Source organism: Streptomyces sp. NRRL S-340 (genome assembly GCF_000720185.1).
Taxonomy (GTDB): Bacteria; Actinomycetota; Actinomycetes; order Streptomycetales; family Streptomycetaceae; genus Streptomyces.
Map to the genome: position 1 here is coordinate 129,737 of NZ_JOIY01000008.1, position 12,552 is coordinate 142,288.

The window sequence follows — 12,552 nt, forward strand, 5'->3', positions numbered from 1 at the left end:
CCGGTGCCGCCGTCCACGGCCGGTACCCGTTCCGACGTGCGCCGACGAGGGCGAGGCCCACTGAAGCGCGCTCACTCAGCCGCACAGATCGATGTGACTGAGCGCTCCGTCCGGCGGATGCCCGCTTGGCCTGGGGAGGCTGGGCATTCTGGTCGTCGGGCAGGTGAGACCGTCAGCCGCCGCTCCCCGGCCGATCGACTCGGTAGAGGTAGTGGGTCCGGTCGTCGACCGGGTTGTCCGGTTCCAGGTCTCCGACCCCGACCCGGCGCAGTCCTGCTCGCTCGAGCGCCCGCCACGACGGCCGATTGGCTGCCGCCACCGGGACGAGAATGCACGGGGCGGCCGGGTGCTCGGCCCAGGTTCGCACGATGGCCGAGCGGATCATCGCCGTCCCGATGCCCTGGCCGGTGTGACGGGGAACGCCGATCAGGTAGTCGAGGGTCATCGCGCCGTCAGGTACCTGGACGACGGCCGCCAGATCGGCCAGATAGCCGGGGTAGTCGCACAGGCGCGAACGCTGTACGAGACCGACCGGACGGCCTTCGAGGGATGCGAGGAGGTCCTCCGAGGGCTCCTCACCCCGGGCGGCGGGGCCGAAGTCGCGCGCCACCGCTTCCACGGTGGTCTCGTGGTTCCACCAACGCTTCACATGGGGCTGCTGAAGCCACCTCCGCAACAGCGGGAAGTCCCGCTCCTCGATCCGACGCCACGTGATCTCCATGAGGCCGCTCCTGGGATGTCCACGAGTCCTTGCAGGCGAGATGCTGTGCGGACGAGCCCCGAGCTGACGGCCCAGGTGCTCAGTCCACCAAGTGGAGTGCTCAGTCATACCGGTTGTGACTGCCCTTCACCGGCCGACTGAGCGGTCGAGCCGGCTGCCTGAGCGTTCGGCGTTCAGCACGCTATCGGCATGCCGGCACGAGGCCTACGCTCTGGACATGCCTTGGACAACACTGGCCAGTGCCGTAGTCGGCGCCTTGATCGCGACCGCCTCCGCCGCGTTACTCGACCGCAGTCGTTGGCGCCGGGAGCAGGACGACCGCCTCATCAGCGCACGCCGTGCCCTGTACGGCGAATACCTGGCCTGCCTCTCCCAGGCCCGCAACGACTTCCGCAGCCTGGCGCGCGACCAGACCGTGGACCTGGCCGAACGAGAGCGCTCCGCCCGCGACAGCTTCGCTCCGTGCTACGGCATGCGCTACCAGATGTCGATCACGGCCGCCTCGAACGTATTCGCCGCCTCCGAGAACGCCTTTCGCCGGCTACGTGACGTACGGGACCTCGCCGCATCCGGAGCCCTCGCCGGGGACGAGGCGTACTCAGGTGGCCGCGCCCAGTACGAGGCCGCGCTCACTCGGCTTCGTGACGCTATGCGCCTCGATCTCGGGGCCGACCGGGAACCCACGGTCGTCAGGTCCCTGGCCACTCCCCGGCCCCTCAGCGGCGCCTGGTCCGACTCCCCGTAGACCGGGGAGGGCCCGCGGGCCTCCAGCACGTCGATCTCGAAACCAACCGGTGAGGCCGGCCCGCACGATCGCTCCGAGCCGCACCGCCCCCTTGTGCCCGCAGCCGTCTCCTGTTCGTTCCCCGCTCCGGTCACGCGGACCGTGGCTGAGCTATCCTCCGTGCATGCGCGGACAGTTCACCGGCTGGCCGGAGCAGGCCATGGACGTGTTGTGGCAGCTCCAGGGCGAACCGGCCCACGCGACCCGGGAGCGCTGCCGAGCCGACCGCGAACGCCTGGTCCGGCAGCCGATGATCGCCCTGCTCAACGAGATCGCGGACACCGACCCCCGGTACGAGGACTTCTCCGTCTGGCACTACCGCACCGGCTCCTGGTGGTGGCAGCACCAGGGCGCGGTGATCCGACTCGGCCGCAAAGTCGAGATCGGCCTCCGGTTCTCCCTGGACGGCCTGCGGATCCAGGGGGCCTGGTGGTACCCCGACCCCGGCCAGGTGGACATGTTCCGCAGGGCCGTGGCCGCCGAGGGAAGCGGCCGCGAACTGTCCGCCATCGTCGAGGACCTGCGGCACAAGGGCTACGACATCTCCGGGGACATGATGAAACGCCCCCCGCGCGGCTGCCCGGCAGACCATTCCCGTGCGGAACTGCTGCGCCACCGTTCGCTGATCGCCGCCCGTTCCCTCGGCTGCGAGCAGTGGCTGCACACTCCCGAGGCGGTCGATCGGGTCCTCTCGGCCGCCACCGACCTCGACGCCCTGCTGATGTGGCTGGCCCGCCACGTCCAGCGCGCCGTCTGACGTCACCGCGGCCGGCGGGGCACGGCCACGGCCGGCACCGGCTCCGGCAAGGACCATGTGATGGCGTGATGCCTTCCGCGCCGAACCACGAGAAGCGCGACCGCACACGGCTCCGTCATCCGGCAGAACGCCGGACGGGAGACGGCGGACTCCGACGAGGAGCAGGCCGCCCTGCTGCCGGGGCCGCCGGTGACGGGACGGAGGTCCTGGCCCGCACCGCGCCTGAACGACGGTCGGGGCACGAGACGAAGAAGGTCGGTCACCACCACGTGGCGACCGACCCTCTTCCTCTGTCCTCCGCCCGACGGCTCCCAGCGCATACCGAGGGCGGTCCACTCAGACCGCCGACGGGCCCGCTTCATCATCTCCCGGAGGTGGACGCCAGATTCTGAACAAAGGCCAGGAACGCGAGGAGGAGGAGCAACGTGAAGATGCACCCCCCGCAGGACGGGCCGTTGGCATCCCGTACGCCGCGCTCGACGGCCCTGCGAATTCGTGCCTCGTCGCTGTCGTCCATTCCCGTCCCCCCGTCGCAATCAGGACACCACCGGATTCGACTTTCCCATGTGACGGTGACGCGTTCACGAAGTCGCCGCAAGGCGCATACCGGCCGGTCCGGAACGCTTCCGACCGCCGCTCACGCCGCTGCCAGCGCCTGTCGAGCGCGGTCCGCTCCGCGCGCCGCTCATCGGACAGCTTGTCGGCCTTCCGGCCGCTGCGCGCCCTAGGGTCGGCCAGGGCTTCCATGGTGTCCGTGCCGTGCGCACGCAGCGTCCCGAGCACCTTCGCCAGGGTCCGTACGCATCCGGCGGCAGTACTGCTCTTTCATCATCGCCTGGTCCGAGGACCACCGGCGCAATCAGAGCGGCCAGTTTCCCCGTGCCCGGAGGGCATGCGCAGGGTACGCCCGGCCCATTGCACGAGGTCCGTCGTGGAACCCGGGCGTCCGCGAAAGGCACCGAGTCACACCAGGCCGTATCCACTCCCGCGGCTGTCCCGCAACCGCTGCTCACGAGTGCGACGCTCTTGGCGGTGACGTACTCAGGGCAGGCGATCCCGACAGAGTGAAGTACGCGGTCCTCCCGTGCCGGAAGCACGGTCGGACCGCGTACGTGGTGCAGGGATCACCGGCGCACCGGCATCCCGGGAGCGCTACTGCCAGCGCACGATGCGGGGCGCCTTGGTGGTGCCCTCTGCGCCGTACTTGCGGCCGGGGGTGCCGGCCGGCCAGCCGCCACGGGGCGAGGCGATGCCGGCTATGTCGAAGTGCGCTCCGCCGGTGTTGTAGAAGCCGCCGATTGTGTAGCCGCCGGGAGCCCAGATGTCGAAGGTCTGGCACTGCCCGCGGCGGACCGCTGTGGAGTGCACGCCGTCCGACCAGGTGATGTCGGCGTCATAGTTGCCCTTGGCGCACAGTTGGACGCGGTGGTTGCTGATGGCCGCGGAGGCCGGGGTCCCGGCCGCGACGACCGCGGCACCGGTGGCGAGGACGACGGCGCCCGTCGCCATGAGGGAACGCCGGCGCGGACCCTGCTTGCTACGCATGAACTCTCCTTGTCCGGCCGGGCGGGCGGCCGGCGGAGCCGCACCAGCCGCCCCAGAGCGGAACGGCGTAGGTTTGGCTCATCGGCCACCGCCCTGAGCCAGGAACGGGGGGTGGTTGATCCTGTCACCTGCACAACGTGCCTCGCCCCCACTCGAGTTCACACCCTCCGCCCGCACCGCTCGCAGTGCCGGCACCGTCTTGCCGGTGTTCTCGCCAGCGAAGGGCCCGAGCAGTGCCTCGGGGAAGCGCTCGACGCCTCCGTGATCTCCACCGACGACGCACCACCGCCGCGTCCGGACACGGGCGAACCCGAGCCGCAAGGCTGACCACCCCGCACCCCGGAGCACCCCGGCCCCCGAGCGGGGCCGTTCTCGGGCGGCTGGACCACGCGTCGCGCCGTGCATCCGGCGCTTCGGGCTCGTCGGCCACGCCCGCGGTGTCGCCGTGGCGCTCCGACTGGCGCTGGTCCATCCCTCCGCGGTGACCCGGGTGGCGTTCCTGGACGGTCTGCCTCTCAGCGAGCATCTGGTCCGTGCCCGGCAGCGGCCCGCGTCAGGCCGCCGCGGTTCGGGACCACGGCATCCACTGCGTCGGGCTGCTCGCCGGTGTCTTACCCGCCACCGTGCGGCGCTTGCTCGCCAAGGAGGCCGGACGCCTCGCCGCCGGCCGCGCCCACGGCGTCGACTCGGGTCGGTACTGCAACGCTGCCTACGACGCCGACCGGATCGCGGAGATGTCGAACTGCAGTCGGACCTTCTCGCTCACCATGGTGCCTCCTGTCTTGAGGCGCTGGTTGTAGACCAGACCCCACTCGGTGCGGTCGATGGTGGTGGTGCCGTCGAAGCCGGCTCGCTCGTAGCCGAAAGGATCCAGGACCGAGCCGAGGTAGTCGAGTTGCAGGTCGACGGGCCGGGTGACGTCACGGATGGTCAGGTCCCCGGTCATGCGGAAGGTCTCTCCGCCTTCATGGACGGTGGAGGTGCTGCGGAAGGTCATTTCCGGGTAGCGACGGGCGTCGAAGAAGTCAGGGCCGATGATGTGCGCGTCCCTTTGTTCCACGCCCGTGTCGACGCTGGCGACCCGGATGACGAGGTCGGCCCGCGACTCGGAGGGCCGGGCTCCGTCGAAGTACAGCGTGCTGTCGTAATCGGTGAAAGCCCCCCGGACTGTCGTGACCATGGCGTGCCGCACGGCGAATCCGATGCGGCTGTGCGGGCGGTCGATGGTCCATCGTCCGGTCAAGGCTCGAAGTGCCGGGTCGAGCGTGGCAGCCCTGGGCGTTGCCTCCGCGACGGAGGCGCCCGCGCCGGCAGCCGGGATCGGTTCGCCGAGATCGGTCTGGCGGCGGCTGAAGATGCCCATGATCCTGAGCCCATTCCCATCTGATCGCTCTGTGCTGTCAAGGTGTCGCCGGGCACTGCCCGGCGAGATCGGTGGTCCCGTCCGGGGTGCGTGCGGCCGACGGTGAAACCGCGACGCGACGTGGGGTGCGCTGCCGGACTGCCTCGATCAGCACCCCATGCATGACCGCGACACCCCTGTTCGGACAGCACCCGCGTCGGTCGCCCCCGTGTGAGGGTCTACTGCGGTGGCGTGGGCGTGTCGTGGGTGCGGTACATCGCCTGTACGTCCAACTCCAGTTGGACGGTCGGACCGACGACGGCGATGCCGCGGGCCAGCATGGAGCGCCAGTTGAGGGTGAAGTCCTCCCGATGGAGTTCGGCCTTCGCGAGAGCCGCGCAGCGCAGTTCCTGGTCGTAGCCTCCGTTGACCGTCCCGAGGTAGGTGGTGTCGAGGCCGACGGAACGGCTGGTGCCGTGCATGGTGAGTGTGCCGTGCAGGGTCCACTTGGAGCCGCCGCGGTGGGCGAACCGGGTACTCGTGAAGTCGATGTGCGGGTAGCGTTCGACGTCCAGGAAGTCGGCGGAACGCAGGTGGTTGTCGCGGGTGTTGTTTCCCGTGGTGACGCTGGAGGCGTCGATGCGCACCGACACGTGTGAGTCGGCCATGTTCGGTGCGACGTGGATGCCGCCCTGGAAGCGGGTGAACCGCCCGTGGACATGGGCCATGCCCACGTGTTTGGCGATGAACCGGATCGCGGTGTGCGGAGGATCGAACAGCCAGGTACCGGCTGTCGGAAGTTCCATCTGGCGGGCGGGCTGGAGCGCGATGCGCATCGGGGGCAGGGCTACCCCGGCGGTGATGTCGATGTTCTCGCGGGCGGGTGACAGGCCCTCGGCCGCGACCATCGCGCTGTAGGAGCCCGGTGGCAGCGTCGCTATGAAGTAGCCGTGGGGATCCGTGGTGCCACGCGTCGCAACCCGGTGGCTGTCCAGGGCGGTCACGGTGACCTCGGCTCCACTCATGGGCTGCCCCATGGGATCGAGGACCTCGAAGCCGAACGCCCCGGCGCCGGGCGGCAGGGGGACCGAGATGCTCGCTCCGGCACCGGAAGCACCACGGGAGCGCCGACGACGGAGTAGCCCGAGAGCCATGGAGTTCACCCTTCTTCACCTGCGTCGCCGTCAGGCGACCCGATCAGTGGGAGACGTTCGCGGTAGCCAAGAACCGTCGGCGACGAGAGGACGGACGCGGAGCCAGTAGTTCGTCGACGATCATAAAGGCCCCCACGCGCGGGCGACTCGACCCGATGTCGAAGCAGCTCACCCCTCCTTTCGGTGGATGCGGGGCCACATATCAGTACATCGGCCAGCCATATCGACACACCTCGACTTCGTTGCTTTGCAGCAATGCTGTGGTGAAGAACACGGAAAGGGGCCGCGATATTCACAACCGGTGTGCGGTTTCATCACGGACCTGACACAGGCGGGCAGGCAGCCGCTGCTCGCGCCACTGCCGGAGGAACCGTTCGAGACTGGCCGACTGTCCACCCCGCGGGTCGACCGCTACGGCCAGGTCTGCGTCCGGATGAACCGCTACTCGGTGCCGGTGCGGTTGATCGGCCGCACCGTCCGCGTCATGCTCCATGCCTCCGAGCTCGTGGTCTACGACGTCCGCTAGGAAGTCGCCCGCCATGAGCGGCTCATCGCCCGCAATGGATCCCGCCTCGAACTCGGCCACTAGCTGGAGGCGCTGATCCGCAAGTCCGGCGCCCTCCCCGGCGCCACCGCCCTCGACCAGGCCCGGGCGGCCGACCGGTTCACTCCCACGCACGACGCCTGGTGGGAAGCCGCCGTCAAAGCGCACGGTGAACGCGACGACGCCCGGGCCCTGATCGAACTGCTCCTCAGCCGACACCTGCCCCACGAACACCTCGTCACCGGCCTCGCCGCAGCCCTGAAGACCGGTGCCCTCACTGCGATGCCGTCGCTCGCGAAGCCCGCAAGGCAGCCGACGCCGACACCGGACCGGAAGAACCCCCGGAGCCGCCCTCCACCACCAGCCAGACCGCCATTGCCCCGCTGCCCGCAGCCGTCAGGACCAATCTGCCACCCGACAAGCGGCCCCTGCCCTCCGTCGCCCTCTACGACCAAGTTTCCTGCGGCTCCGCCGACCCGACCATCCCACCCCGTGAGAGAAGAGCACCGTGGCCTATCCCCGCCAGCGAGGACTCACCGAGCAGGCCGCCACCACCGCCGTCGACCAGGCATGCTGCCCGCTCCAGATGCCCACCATCCGCTCCCAGTTCCCCGACCTCGCCGAGACAGCGAGGCCGTGAGCAGATGTCCTGCCTCGACTTCCTCGCCGAGCTCCTCCTGGCCGAGTGCGACGACCGGGCCCGCCGACGCTCCGAGCGCCACATCAAGGACGCAGGCTTCCCCCGCGACAAGTCCTTGCGGCAGTTCGACTCCGAGGCCACCCCCAACATCGACGCAGCCGTGATCCACACGCTCGGCAAGTGTGAATGGATTTAGAAGGGCCTGCCCCTCTGTCTCATCGGCGACTCCGGAACGGGTAAATCTCACCTGCTGATCGCACTGGGCACCGAGGCCGCGATGGCCTGCTACCGAGTCAAATACGTCCTGGCAAGCTGGTCAACGAGCTGGTCGCAGCCGCCGACGAGAAGCAGCCGACCAAGACCACGCCCGCTACGGCCGCATCGACCTGCTCTGCATCGACGAACTCGGCTACATGGAACTCGACCGCCGCGGCGCCGAACTCCTCTTCCAGGTCCTGACCGAACACGAGGAGAAGAACAGCGTCGCCATCGCCTCCAACGAACCTTCTGCGGTTGGACCAAGACCTTCACCGACCCCGCCTCTGCGGCGGCCGTCGTCGACCGCCTCACCTTCGGCGGCAACATCATCGAGAGTGGCACCGATTCCTACGGTCTCGCCACAATCCGCGCGCCCGCGCTGAGCAGCAAGTCGTCGGCTGAACCGGAGGCGGAGTGCCTGCAGGGAGACGTGGGCGACCTACCCCTGGCGCAGAAATTCCCGCAGGTCCGCAGCTACAACCGTCATCCCCTCACCGGCTTCGATCACGGTCGTCACCGTGCACTTCCAGTCACCGGGAAAGAAGCCGGACCGAAGCGTCCAGTTCAGATACACATGACCACCCGAGCCGAAGGACGCCGTCACGACCAGGTGGTTGTTGATCCAGACCCGTTCCCCCTCCCAGCCACGGAAGTCCCGGGCGAGGCCGTCGAAGAACTCGCTCATGTCATCCCAGACGGTGACGGTCAGGTTCTCGAGCCGGGCACGCACGCCAGCAGCAACGGCCTCCACAGCGAAGACGACCTCGTACTCATCCGCACGCGACCAGTCGAACAACCGGACAGAGGCCGCCAGCGTCCCCGGCCCTCGCACGACGAGCTCGACCTGCCCGGGACCCACCTCGATCAGACTCACCCGCCGAAGGATACGGACGTCAACACGTTGACGACATCACGATTCCGTGGCACGGGACCGCTGCTACTTCTCACCAACATTCCGAGGCCCAGCAGCCACCAGCTGTTCCCAGCGCCCACCGACAAGTGCTCTTCGTTCTGACCTACGCAGCCAGGGGCTCCATTGCGGAGCCAGGAAAAAGAAACGGGGGACAAGCCGACCCTGACCGCCGCGGACAGCGGGACCGACGTCGGAGCAGGCGCGGGACCGCTACGCCCTTCACATCCAGGACTGCGGCGCCCCGTCGTCGGAAACCGAACGCCCGGCGGCCTGTGCTGCCTGCCGCGGATCGGTGGCGAGAACACGGCCGGCCCGGTCGAAGCGTCCCGGGCGCCGGGCGGGGCCGGGCGCGGGACGGCTGCCGCGGACGGCGGCGCGGAAGACTTCCGCCGCCTCGAACGGCGCCGGAGCCACCGAATGGAACAGCACCGGGCCCCGGCCCCAGTACCGCTCGGCCACGATGTCCGAGGAGAATGCCGGCTCGACCGCGAGGATCGCCACCCGACGGCACGGCGGCGGCCGGCTGCTCGCCAGGCAGGGCGACCGAAGCCGGTCCTGACGGCCGAGGATCAGCCAACTATTCTTGGTCACAGGGAACTTGCACCACTGGGGATGAGGTCGCAGATGACGCGTGGCGGCGGGGCCGGGGCGGACACGGACCGTGGTGCGGAGCCCGGCCCGTCCGGTGGGCCGGCGGCCGGGCGCCGGGAGCGTCGCTCCCGCCGTCGCGGGTGCTTCCGATGGATCCTCCTGACAGGCCTGCTCGCCGGCGGGTTCGGCCTTGCGGGCGCGTGGGGGATGGATGAGGACCCCATGGTCGACCTGACGGTCGTCGACGGCTCGACGAGGGCGGGCCCGTGCACAGTCGTCTGGACGGACCCTTTCACCAAGGAGCGGCGAAGGGGGCCCTTCTCCTGCGCAGGCCACCGTGATCCGCTCCTTCCCACCTACGAGGTGGGCTTCGTCGTCTCGTACGGCCCGTGGAAGGGCGACCTCTACAACTCCGAACTGAAGGGCTCTCCCTCCAACGACGTCGTCCTCGGTCTTCAGGATGCGGCCGAGCTGCTGGTCGTCGCCGGCGGCATCGGCGGCGCCTTCTCCGTCCACCACCGCCGACGCCGGGGCGCCGCCCCCGCACGGGTCCGCACCGCCCCCGTCCGGCCCGGCTCCCCCTACCCCACACCCCTGGCGCGCCGGGCCGCCCGCGCCTCACTCGTGTGGGCGGGCCGCGCCCGCCGCGCTCTGAACCGGTAGGGCGCCCCCTTCCGGCGTGCCTCGATGCGACTCAGCCGCACGGCTGTGGTCCGGGGGGCGTCGCGGCGTAGCGGCGTGGCCGCGCAGGAGGATGTTCACGGCCGCCACGCGCAGCGCGGGCGGCGGCCACCGGAGGGTGAGCCAGACCTGCCACGCCGTCGACCGCGCTGGCGTCTCCTCCCCGCCTCCTCCCTCACGCGCTCTCTTCCCGGCGGACCGAGAAGGCCCCCGCGGCAGCCGCCAGGACCGCCGCCTTCGCGGCCCGTCGCGGCAGCTGCGGGTCCGGGCCGGCGCGCAGGAGCACCAGTTGGTGATAGAGGGGCGCCGTGGCGGCGATCAGCAGGCTCCGCGCGTCCGTGTGCCCTGCGGGGAGTTCACCGCGCTCGGCGGCGCGCTCGACGAGGATCTCGCACTGGGCGTACCGGTTCGTCCACAACCGTGTCTGGGCCCGCGCGGCCTGGTCGGAGTGGAACGAGGCGCCCATCAGGGCGATGGCGAGCGACGGCTGTACGAGCAGGGATTCCTGGATCTCCTGGTTGAGGGCCGTCAGGTCGTCGTGCAGGGAGCCGGTGTCCGGCGGTTGCCAGTCGATCTCGCCGGCGGCCTCGATGACGTCGGCGAGCAGGCCGCCGACATCGCGCCAACGCCGGTAGACCGTGGCGCGGTGCACTCCGGCCCGCGTCGCGACACCCTCCATCGTGAGTCCTCCGGGACCGCGTTCGGCGAGTTCCGCGCGGACGGCGTCGAGGACCTGGGCTCGGACGCGGGCGGTGCGGCCGCCAGGACGGCGGTCCGAGGTCGTCTCCAGTGGTTCTGTCATCGGCAGTCAGTATCCGGTTGATCAAGGCGGCAGGTCCGTGCCAGCATGCTAACGCGACATGTGTCGCACTGGACCGGCCACCAGAAAGGGCCCCCGCGATGCCGCCCGTTCCCGCCGACCCCACGGTGCTCCACCCGATGCCCGGGCACCCGCGCGTGGTGCTGCTCAAGCCGCTGGTGAAGTCGCCGCTGATCGAGGCCGGTGACTTCTCCTACTACGACGATCCGGACGACCCGACCGCGTTCGAGACGCGCAACGTCCTGTACCACTACGGTCCCGAGCGGCTCGTCATCGGCAAGTACTGCGCGCTGGGGACGGGCACCCGGTTCATCATGAACGGGGCCAACCACCGCATGGACGGCCCCTCCACCTTTCCGTTCCCCACCATGGGAGGCTCCTGGGCGGAGCACTTCGACCTGATCACCGGCCTGCCCGGCCGGGGCGACACGGTCGTCGGCAACGACGTGTGGTTCGGCCACGGGGCCACCGTCATGCCCGGCGTACGCATCGGCCACGGCGCGATCATCGCCGCCGGTGCCGTCGTCACCGGTGACGTCCCCGACTACGGCATCGTCGGCGGCAACCCCGCCCGGCTCATCCGCACCCGCTACGACGCTGCGGACATCGCCCGGCTCCTCGCCGCGGCGTGGTGGGACTGGCCCGTGCGGCACATCACCCGGCACATCCGGACGATCATGTCGGGGACCGTCGCGGACCTGGAGGAGGCCGCCGCGCAGATCGACCTGTCCTGACACCGTGCCTCCACCACACCGCCGACGTATACCGTCCCCTGCCGGAAGCCTCGCACGCGGCGGTCAGGGCGTACGGTGGACCGCCCGGAAGCTCTCCCGTACCCCCGTCAGATGCGTGGAGCTTGCCCGGACGCTGCCGGCGTGGGCCGCAGCGGGAGCGGACGGGCGGGATCCCGCGCACGAGCCGGTCCCAGGCCGAGACTCTCGTACATGTCGGCGCCCGAGATGCCCAGCGACAGCGGCACACCGTTCCGGTCAGTGATGAGGTGGATTTTCGGTCCCGGCTTGCCATGATCGGTCGGGTTCGGTCCCGTCAGCGGCCCAGCGGCCCAGTGGCCCCCTTTTGCCGCCCGGACGCCGACGGGGTCGATCGCGCACCGTGACCGGTCCGGCTCGCCCCGGGCGCCGAGTTCGTCGAGGATCACGCGGTGGAGCCGGACCCGCATCCGGGCCCGGCTCCACCGGGCGAAGCGCCGGCAGGCACTTGGCGTGACAACGCCCGCCTGTCAGGTGTAAATGCGCGGAGACTGCACGTTGCCGTAGTAGCCGTAGTGGCCGTTGACCGTGGCCCAGTATCCGGATTGCACCACATAGGTGCCTCCGGCCGGGGCAGACCATGCGCGGTCCGTACCTTTCCACTCGTTCTGCGACGGTCCGCCCTGTCCCGGCCCGACCCAGCCTCCGCACAGGAAGTCGTGGACCTGAGTCAACGAGCTGTCGGGGTTGACGCGCATGAGCTGTGCGCACGGATCGACCTGGTCCGGGTCACCAGGGTTCCACTGATGTTCGACGGTGGTGACATCCGGGTAGATGCGCGTGCTGTTCCAGCTGTTGCTGGTGTCCGCCGCGTAGCCGCAGGAGTCCATTTCGACGTCTCCCGGCTCCATGACGTACGCGCGGCAGCCGCCACCCCAGACCTCGGCGGATGCGGTGGTGGTCCCGAGTGTGACACCGGCGAACGCGAGGCATGCGACGACGCCCAACTTGGCGATGTGGCGGATTTTCAAGGCTTCGAGTCCTCCCCCTCGGACCGCGCGGGCGCACGGCCCCTGGAGGGAGCGTGGCACG

13 protein-coding genes and 2 pseudogenes are annotated in these 12,552 nt (G+C 70.0%); 6 read left to right on the plus strand and 9 right to left on the minus strand.

All coding sequences use genetic code 11. The features are described from left to right. Window positions 1–172: 172 nt before the first annotated feature. A complete protein-coding gene (locus IG64_RS07965; RefSeq protein WP_037853563.1) occupies window positions 173–721 on the minus strand; it encodes a GNAT family N-acetyltransferase in 549 nt (182 codons plus the stop codon). A 217-nt stretch (window positions 722–938) separates the two neighbouring features. Here IG64_RS07965 and IG64_RS41060 point away from each other — a divergent pair, with 217 nt between their 5' ends. Then, window positions 939–1,466, plus strand: coding sequence for a hypothetical protein (locus IG64_RS41060; RefSeq protein ID WP_158771490.1), 528 nt, complete (start codon window positions 939–941; stop codon window positions 1,464–1,466). A 163-nt stretch (window positions 1,467–1,629) separates the two neighbouring features. Continuing rightward, window positions 1,630–2,262, plus strand: a complete 633-nt coding sequence (locus IG64_RS07975) for a DUF2461 family protein (protein ID WP_234438427.1) — start codon at window positions 1,630–1,632, stop codon at window positions 2,260–2,262. Between the two features lie 1,152 nt (window positions 2,263–3,414). Here IG64_RS07975 and IG64_RS07980 read toward each other — a convergent pair. The 3 genes from IG64_RS07980 to IG64_RS07990 form a co-directional block, all read right to left on the minus strand. Further along, window positions 3,415–3,807 (minus strand): hypothetical protein, encoded by a 393-nt coding sequence (locus IG64_RS07980; RefSeq protein ID WP_037853565.1) that lies wholly within the window; start codon window positions 3,805–3,807, stop codon window positions 3,415–3,417. 709 nt (window positions 3,808–4,516) lie between these two features. Further along, window positions 4,517–5,170: a YceI family protein gene (locus tag IG64_RS07985; protein WP_037853567.1), complete on the minus strand. Its 654-nt coding sequence runs from the start codon at window positions 5,168–5,170 to the stop codon at window positions 4,517–4,519. Between the two features lie 218 nt (window positions 5,171–5,388). Beyond that, window positions 5,389–6,303, minus strand: a complete 915-nt coding sequence (locus IG64_RS07990) for a YceI family protein (RefSeq protein WP_037853770.1) — start codon at window positions 6,301–6,303, stop codon at window positions 5,389–5,391. A 301-nt stretch (window positions 6,304–6,604) separates the two neighbouring features. Here IG64_RS07990 and IG64_RS42005 point away from each other — a divergent pair, with 301 nt between their 5' ends. After that, window positions 6,605–6,829, plus strand: coding sequence for a Mu transposase domain-containing protein (locus IG64_RS42005; protein ID WP_234438428.1), 225 nt, complete (start codon window positions 6,605–6,607; stop codon window positions 6,827–6,829). Between the two features lie 526 nt (window positions 6,830–7,355). Continuing rightward, window positions 7,356–8,124 (plus strand): annotated as a pseudogene (gene istB / locus IG64_RS08000) (IS21-like element helper ATPase IstB); the annotation flags it as partial. Between the two features lie 60 nt (window positions 8,125–8,184). Here istB and IG64_RS08005 read toward each other — a convergent pair. Further along, window positions 8,185–8,619, minus strand: coding sequence for a DUF6228 family protein (locus IG64_RS08005; RefSeq protein WP_037853568.1), 435 nt, complete (start codon window positions 8,617–8,619; stop codon window positions 8,185–8,187). Window positions 8,620–8,877: 258 nt separating this feature from the next. Then, window positions 8,878–9,249 carry a hypothetical protein gene (locus IG64_RS41495; protein WP_199811531.1) on the minus strand — a complete coding sequence of 124 codons (372 nt, stop codon included), beginning with the start codon at window positions 9,247–9,249 and terminating at the stop codon, window positions 8,878–8,880. 222 nt (window positions 9,250–9,471) lie between these two features. Here IG64_RS41495 and IG64_RS08015 point away from each other — a divergent pair, with 222 nt between their 5' ends. After that, complete coding sequence (locus IG64_RS08015) at window positions 9,472–9,912, plus strand: hypothetical protein (protein WP_037853573.1); 441 nt, start codon at window positions 9,472–9,474, stop codon at window positions 9,910–9,912. Window positions 9,913–10,105: 193 nt separating this feature from the next. Here IG64_RS08015 and IG64_RS08020 read toward each other — a convergent pair whose 3' ends face one another. Then, window positions 10,106–10,732 carry a TetR/AcrR family transcriptional regulator gene (locus IG64_RS08020; RefSeq protein WP_037853575.1) on the minus strand — a complete coding sequence of 209 codons (627 nt, stop codon included), beginning with the start codon at window positions 10,730–10,732 and terminating at the stop codon, window positions 10,106–10,108. Between the two features lie 98 nt (window positions 10,733–10,830). Between IG64_RS08020 and IG64_RS08025 the strand changes: the two genes are divergently transcribed. Further along, entirely contained in the window at window positions 10,831–11,484 is a 654-nt protein-coding gene (locus IG64_RS08025) for a CatB-related O-acetyltransferase (protein ID WP_037853577.1), read from the plus strand. A gap of 103 nt (window positions 11,485–11,587) precedes the next feature. Here the strand turns inward: IG64_RS08025 and IG64_RS42010 are convergent. Continuing rightward, window positions 11,588–11,966 (minus strand): annotated as a pseudogene (locus IG64_RS42010) (IS5/IS1182 family transposase); the annotation flags it as partial. Window positions 11,967–11,990: 24 nt separating this feature from the next. Beyond that, window positions 11,991–12,491: a hypothetical protein gene (locus tag IG64_RS08030; RefSeq protein ID WP_158771492.1), complete on the minus strand. Its 501-nt coding sequence runs from the start codon at window positions 12,489–12,491 to the stop codon at window positions 11,991–11,993. Between the last annotated feature and the right edge of the window lie 61 nt (window positions 12,492–12,552).

Coding starts and splice junctions, on each gene's coding strand:
- IG64_RS07965 (WP_037853563.1), bottom strand. CDS start 721: ATGGAGATCACGTGGCGTCGGATCGAGGAGCGGGACTTCCCGCTGTTG.
- IG64_RS41060 (WP_158771490.1), top strand. CDS start 939: ATGCCTTGGACAACACTGGCCAGTGCCGTAGTCGGCGCCTTGATCGCG.
- IG64_RS07975 (WP_234438427.1), top strand. CDS start 1,630: ATGCGCGGACAGTTCACCGGCTGGCCGGAGCAGGCCATGGACGTGTTG.
- IG64_RS07980 (WP_037853565.1), bottom strand. CDS start 3,807: ATGCGTAGCAAGCAGGGTCCGCGCCGGCGTTCCCTCATGGCGACGGGC.
- IG64_RS07985 (WP_037853567.1), bottom strand. CDS start 5,170: ATGGGCATCTTCAGCCGCCGCCAGACCGATCTCGGCGAACCGATCCCG.
- IG64_RS07990 (WP_037853770.1), bottom strand. CDS start 6,303: ATGGCTCTCGGGCTACTCCGTCGTCGGCGCTCCCGTGGTGCTTCCGGT.
- IG64_RS08015 (WP_037853573.1), top strand. CDS start 9,472: ATGGTCGACCTGACGGTCGTCGACGGCTCGACGAGGGCGGGCCCGTGC.
- IG64_RS08020 (WP_037853575.1), bottom strand. CDS start 10,732: ATGACAGAACCACTGGAGACGACCTCGGACCGCCGTCCTGGCGGCCGC.
- IG64_RS08025 (WP_037853577.1), top strand. CDS start 10,831: ATGCCGCCCGTTCCCGCCGACCCCACGGTGCTCCACCCGATGCCCGGG.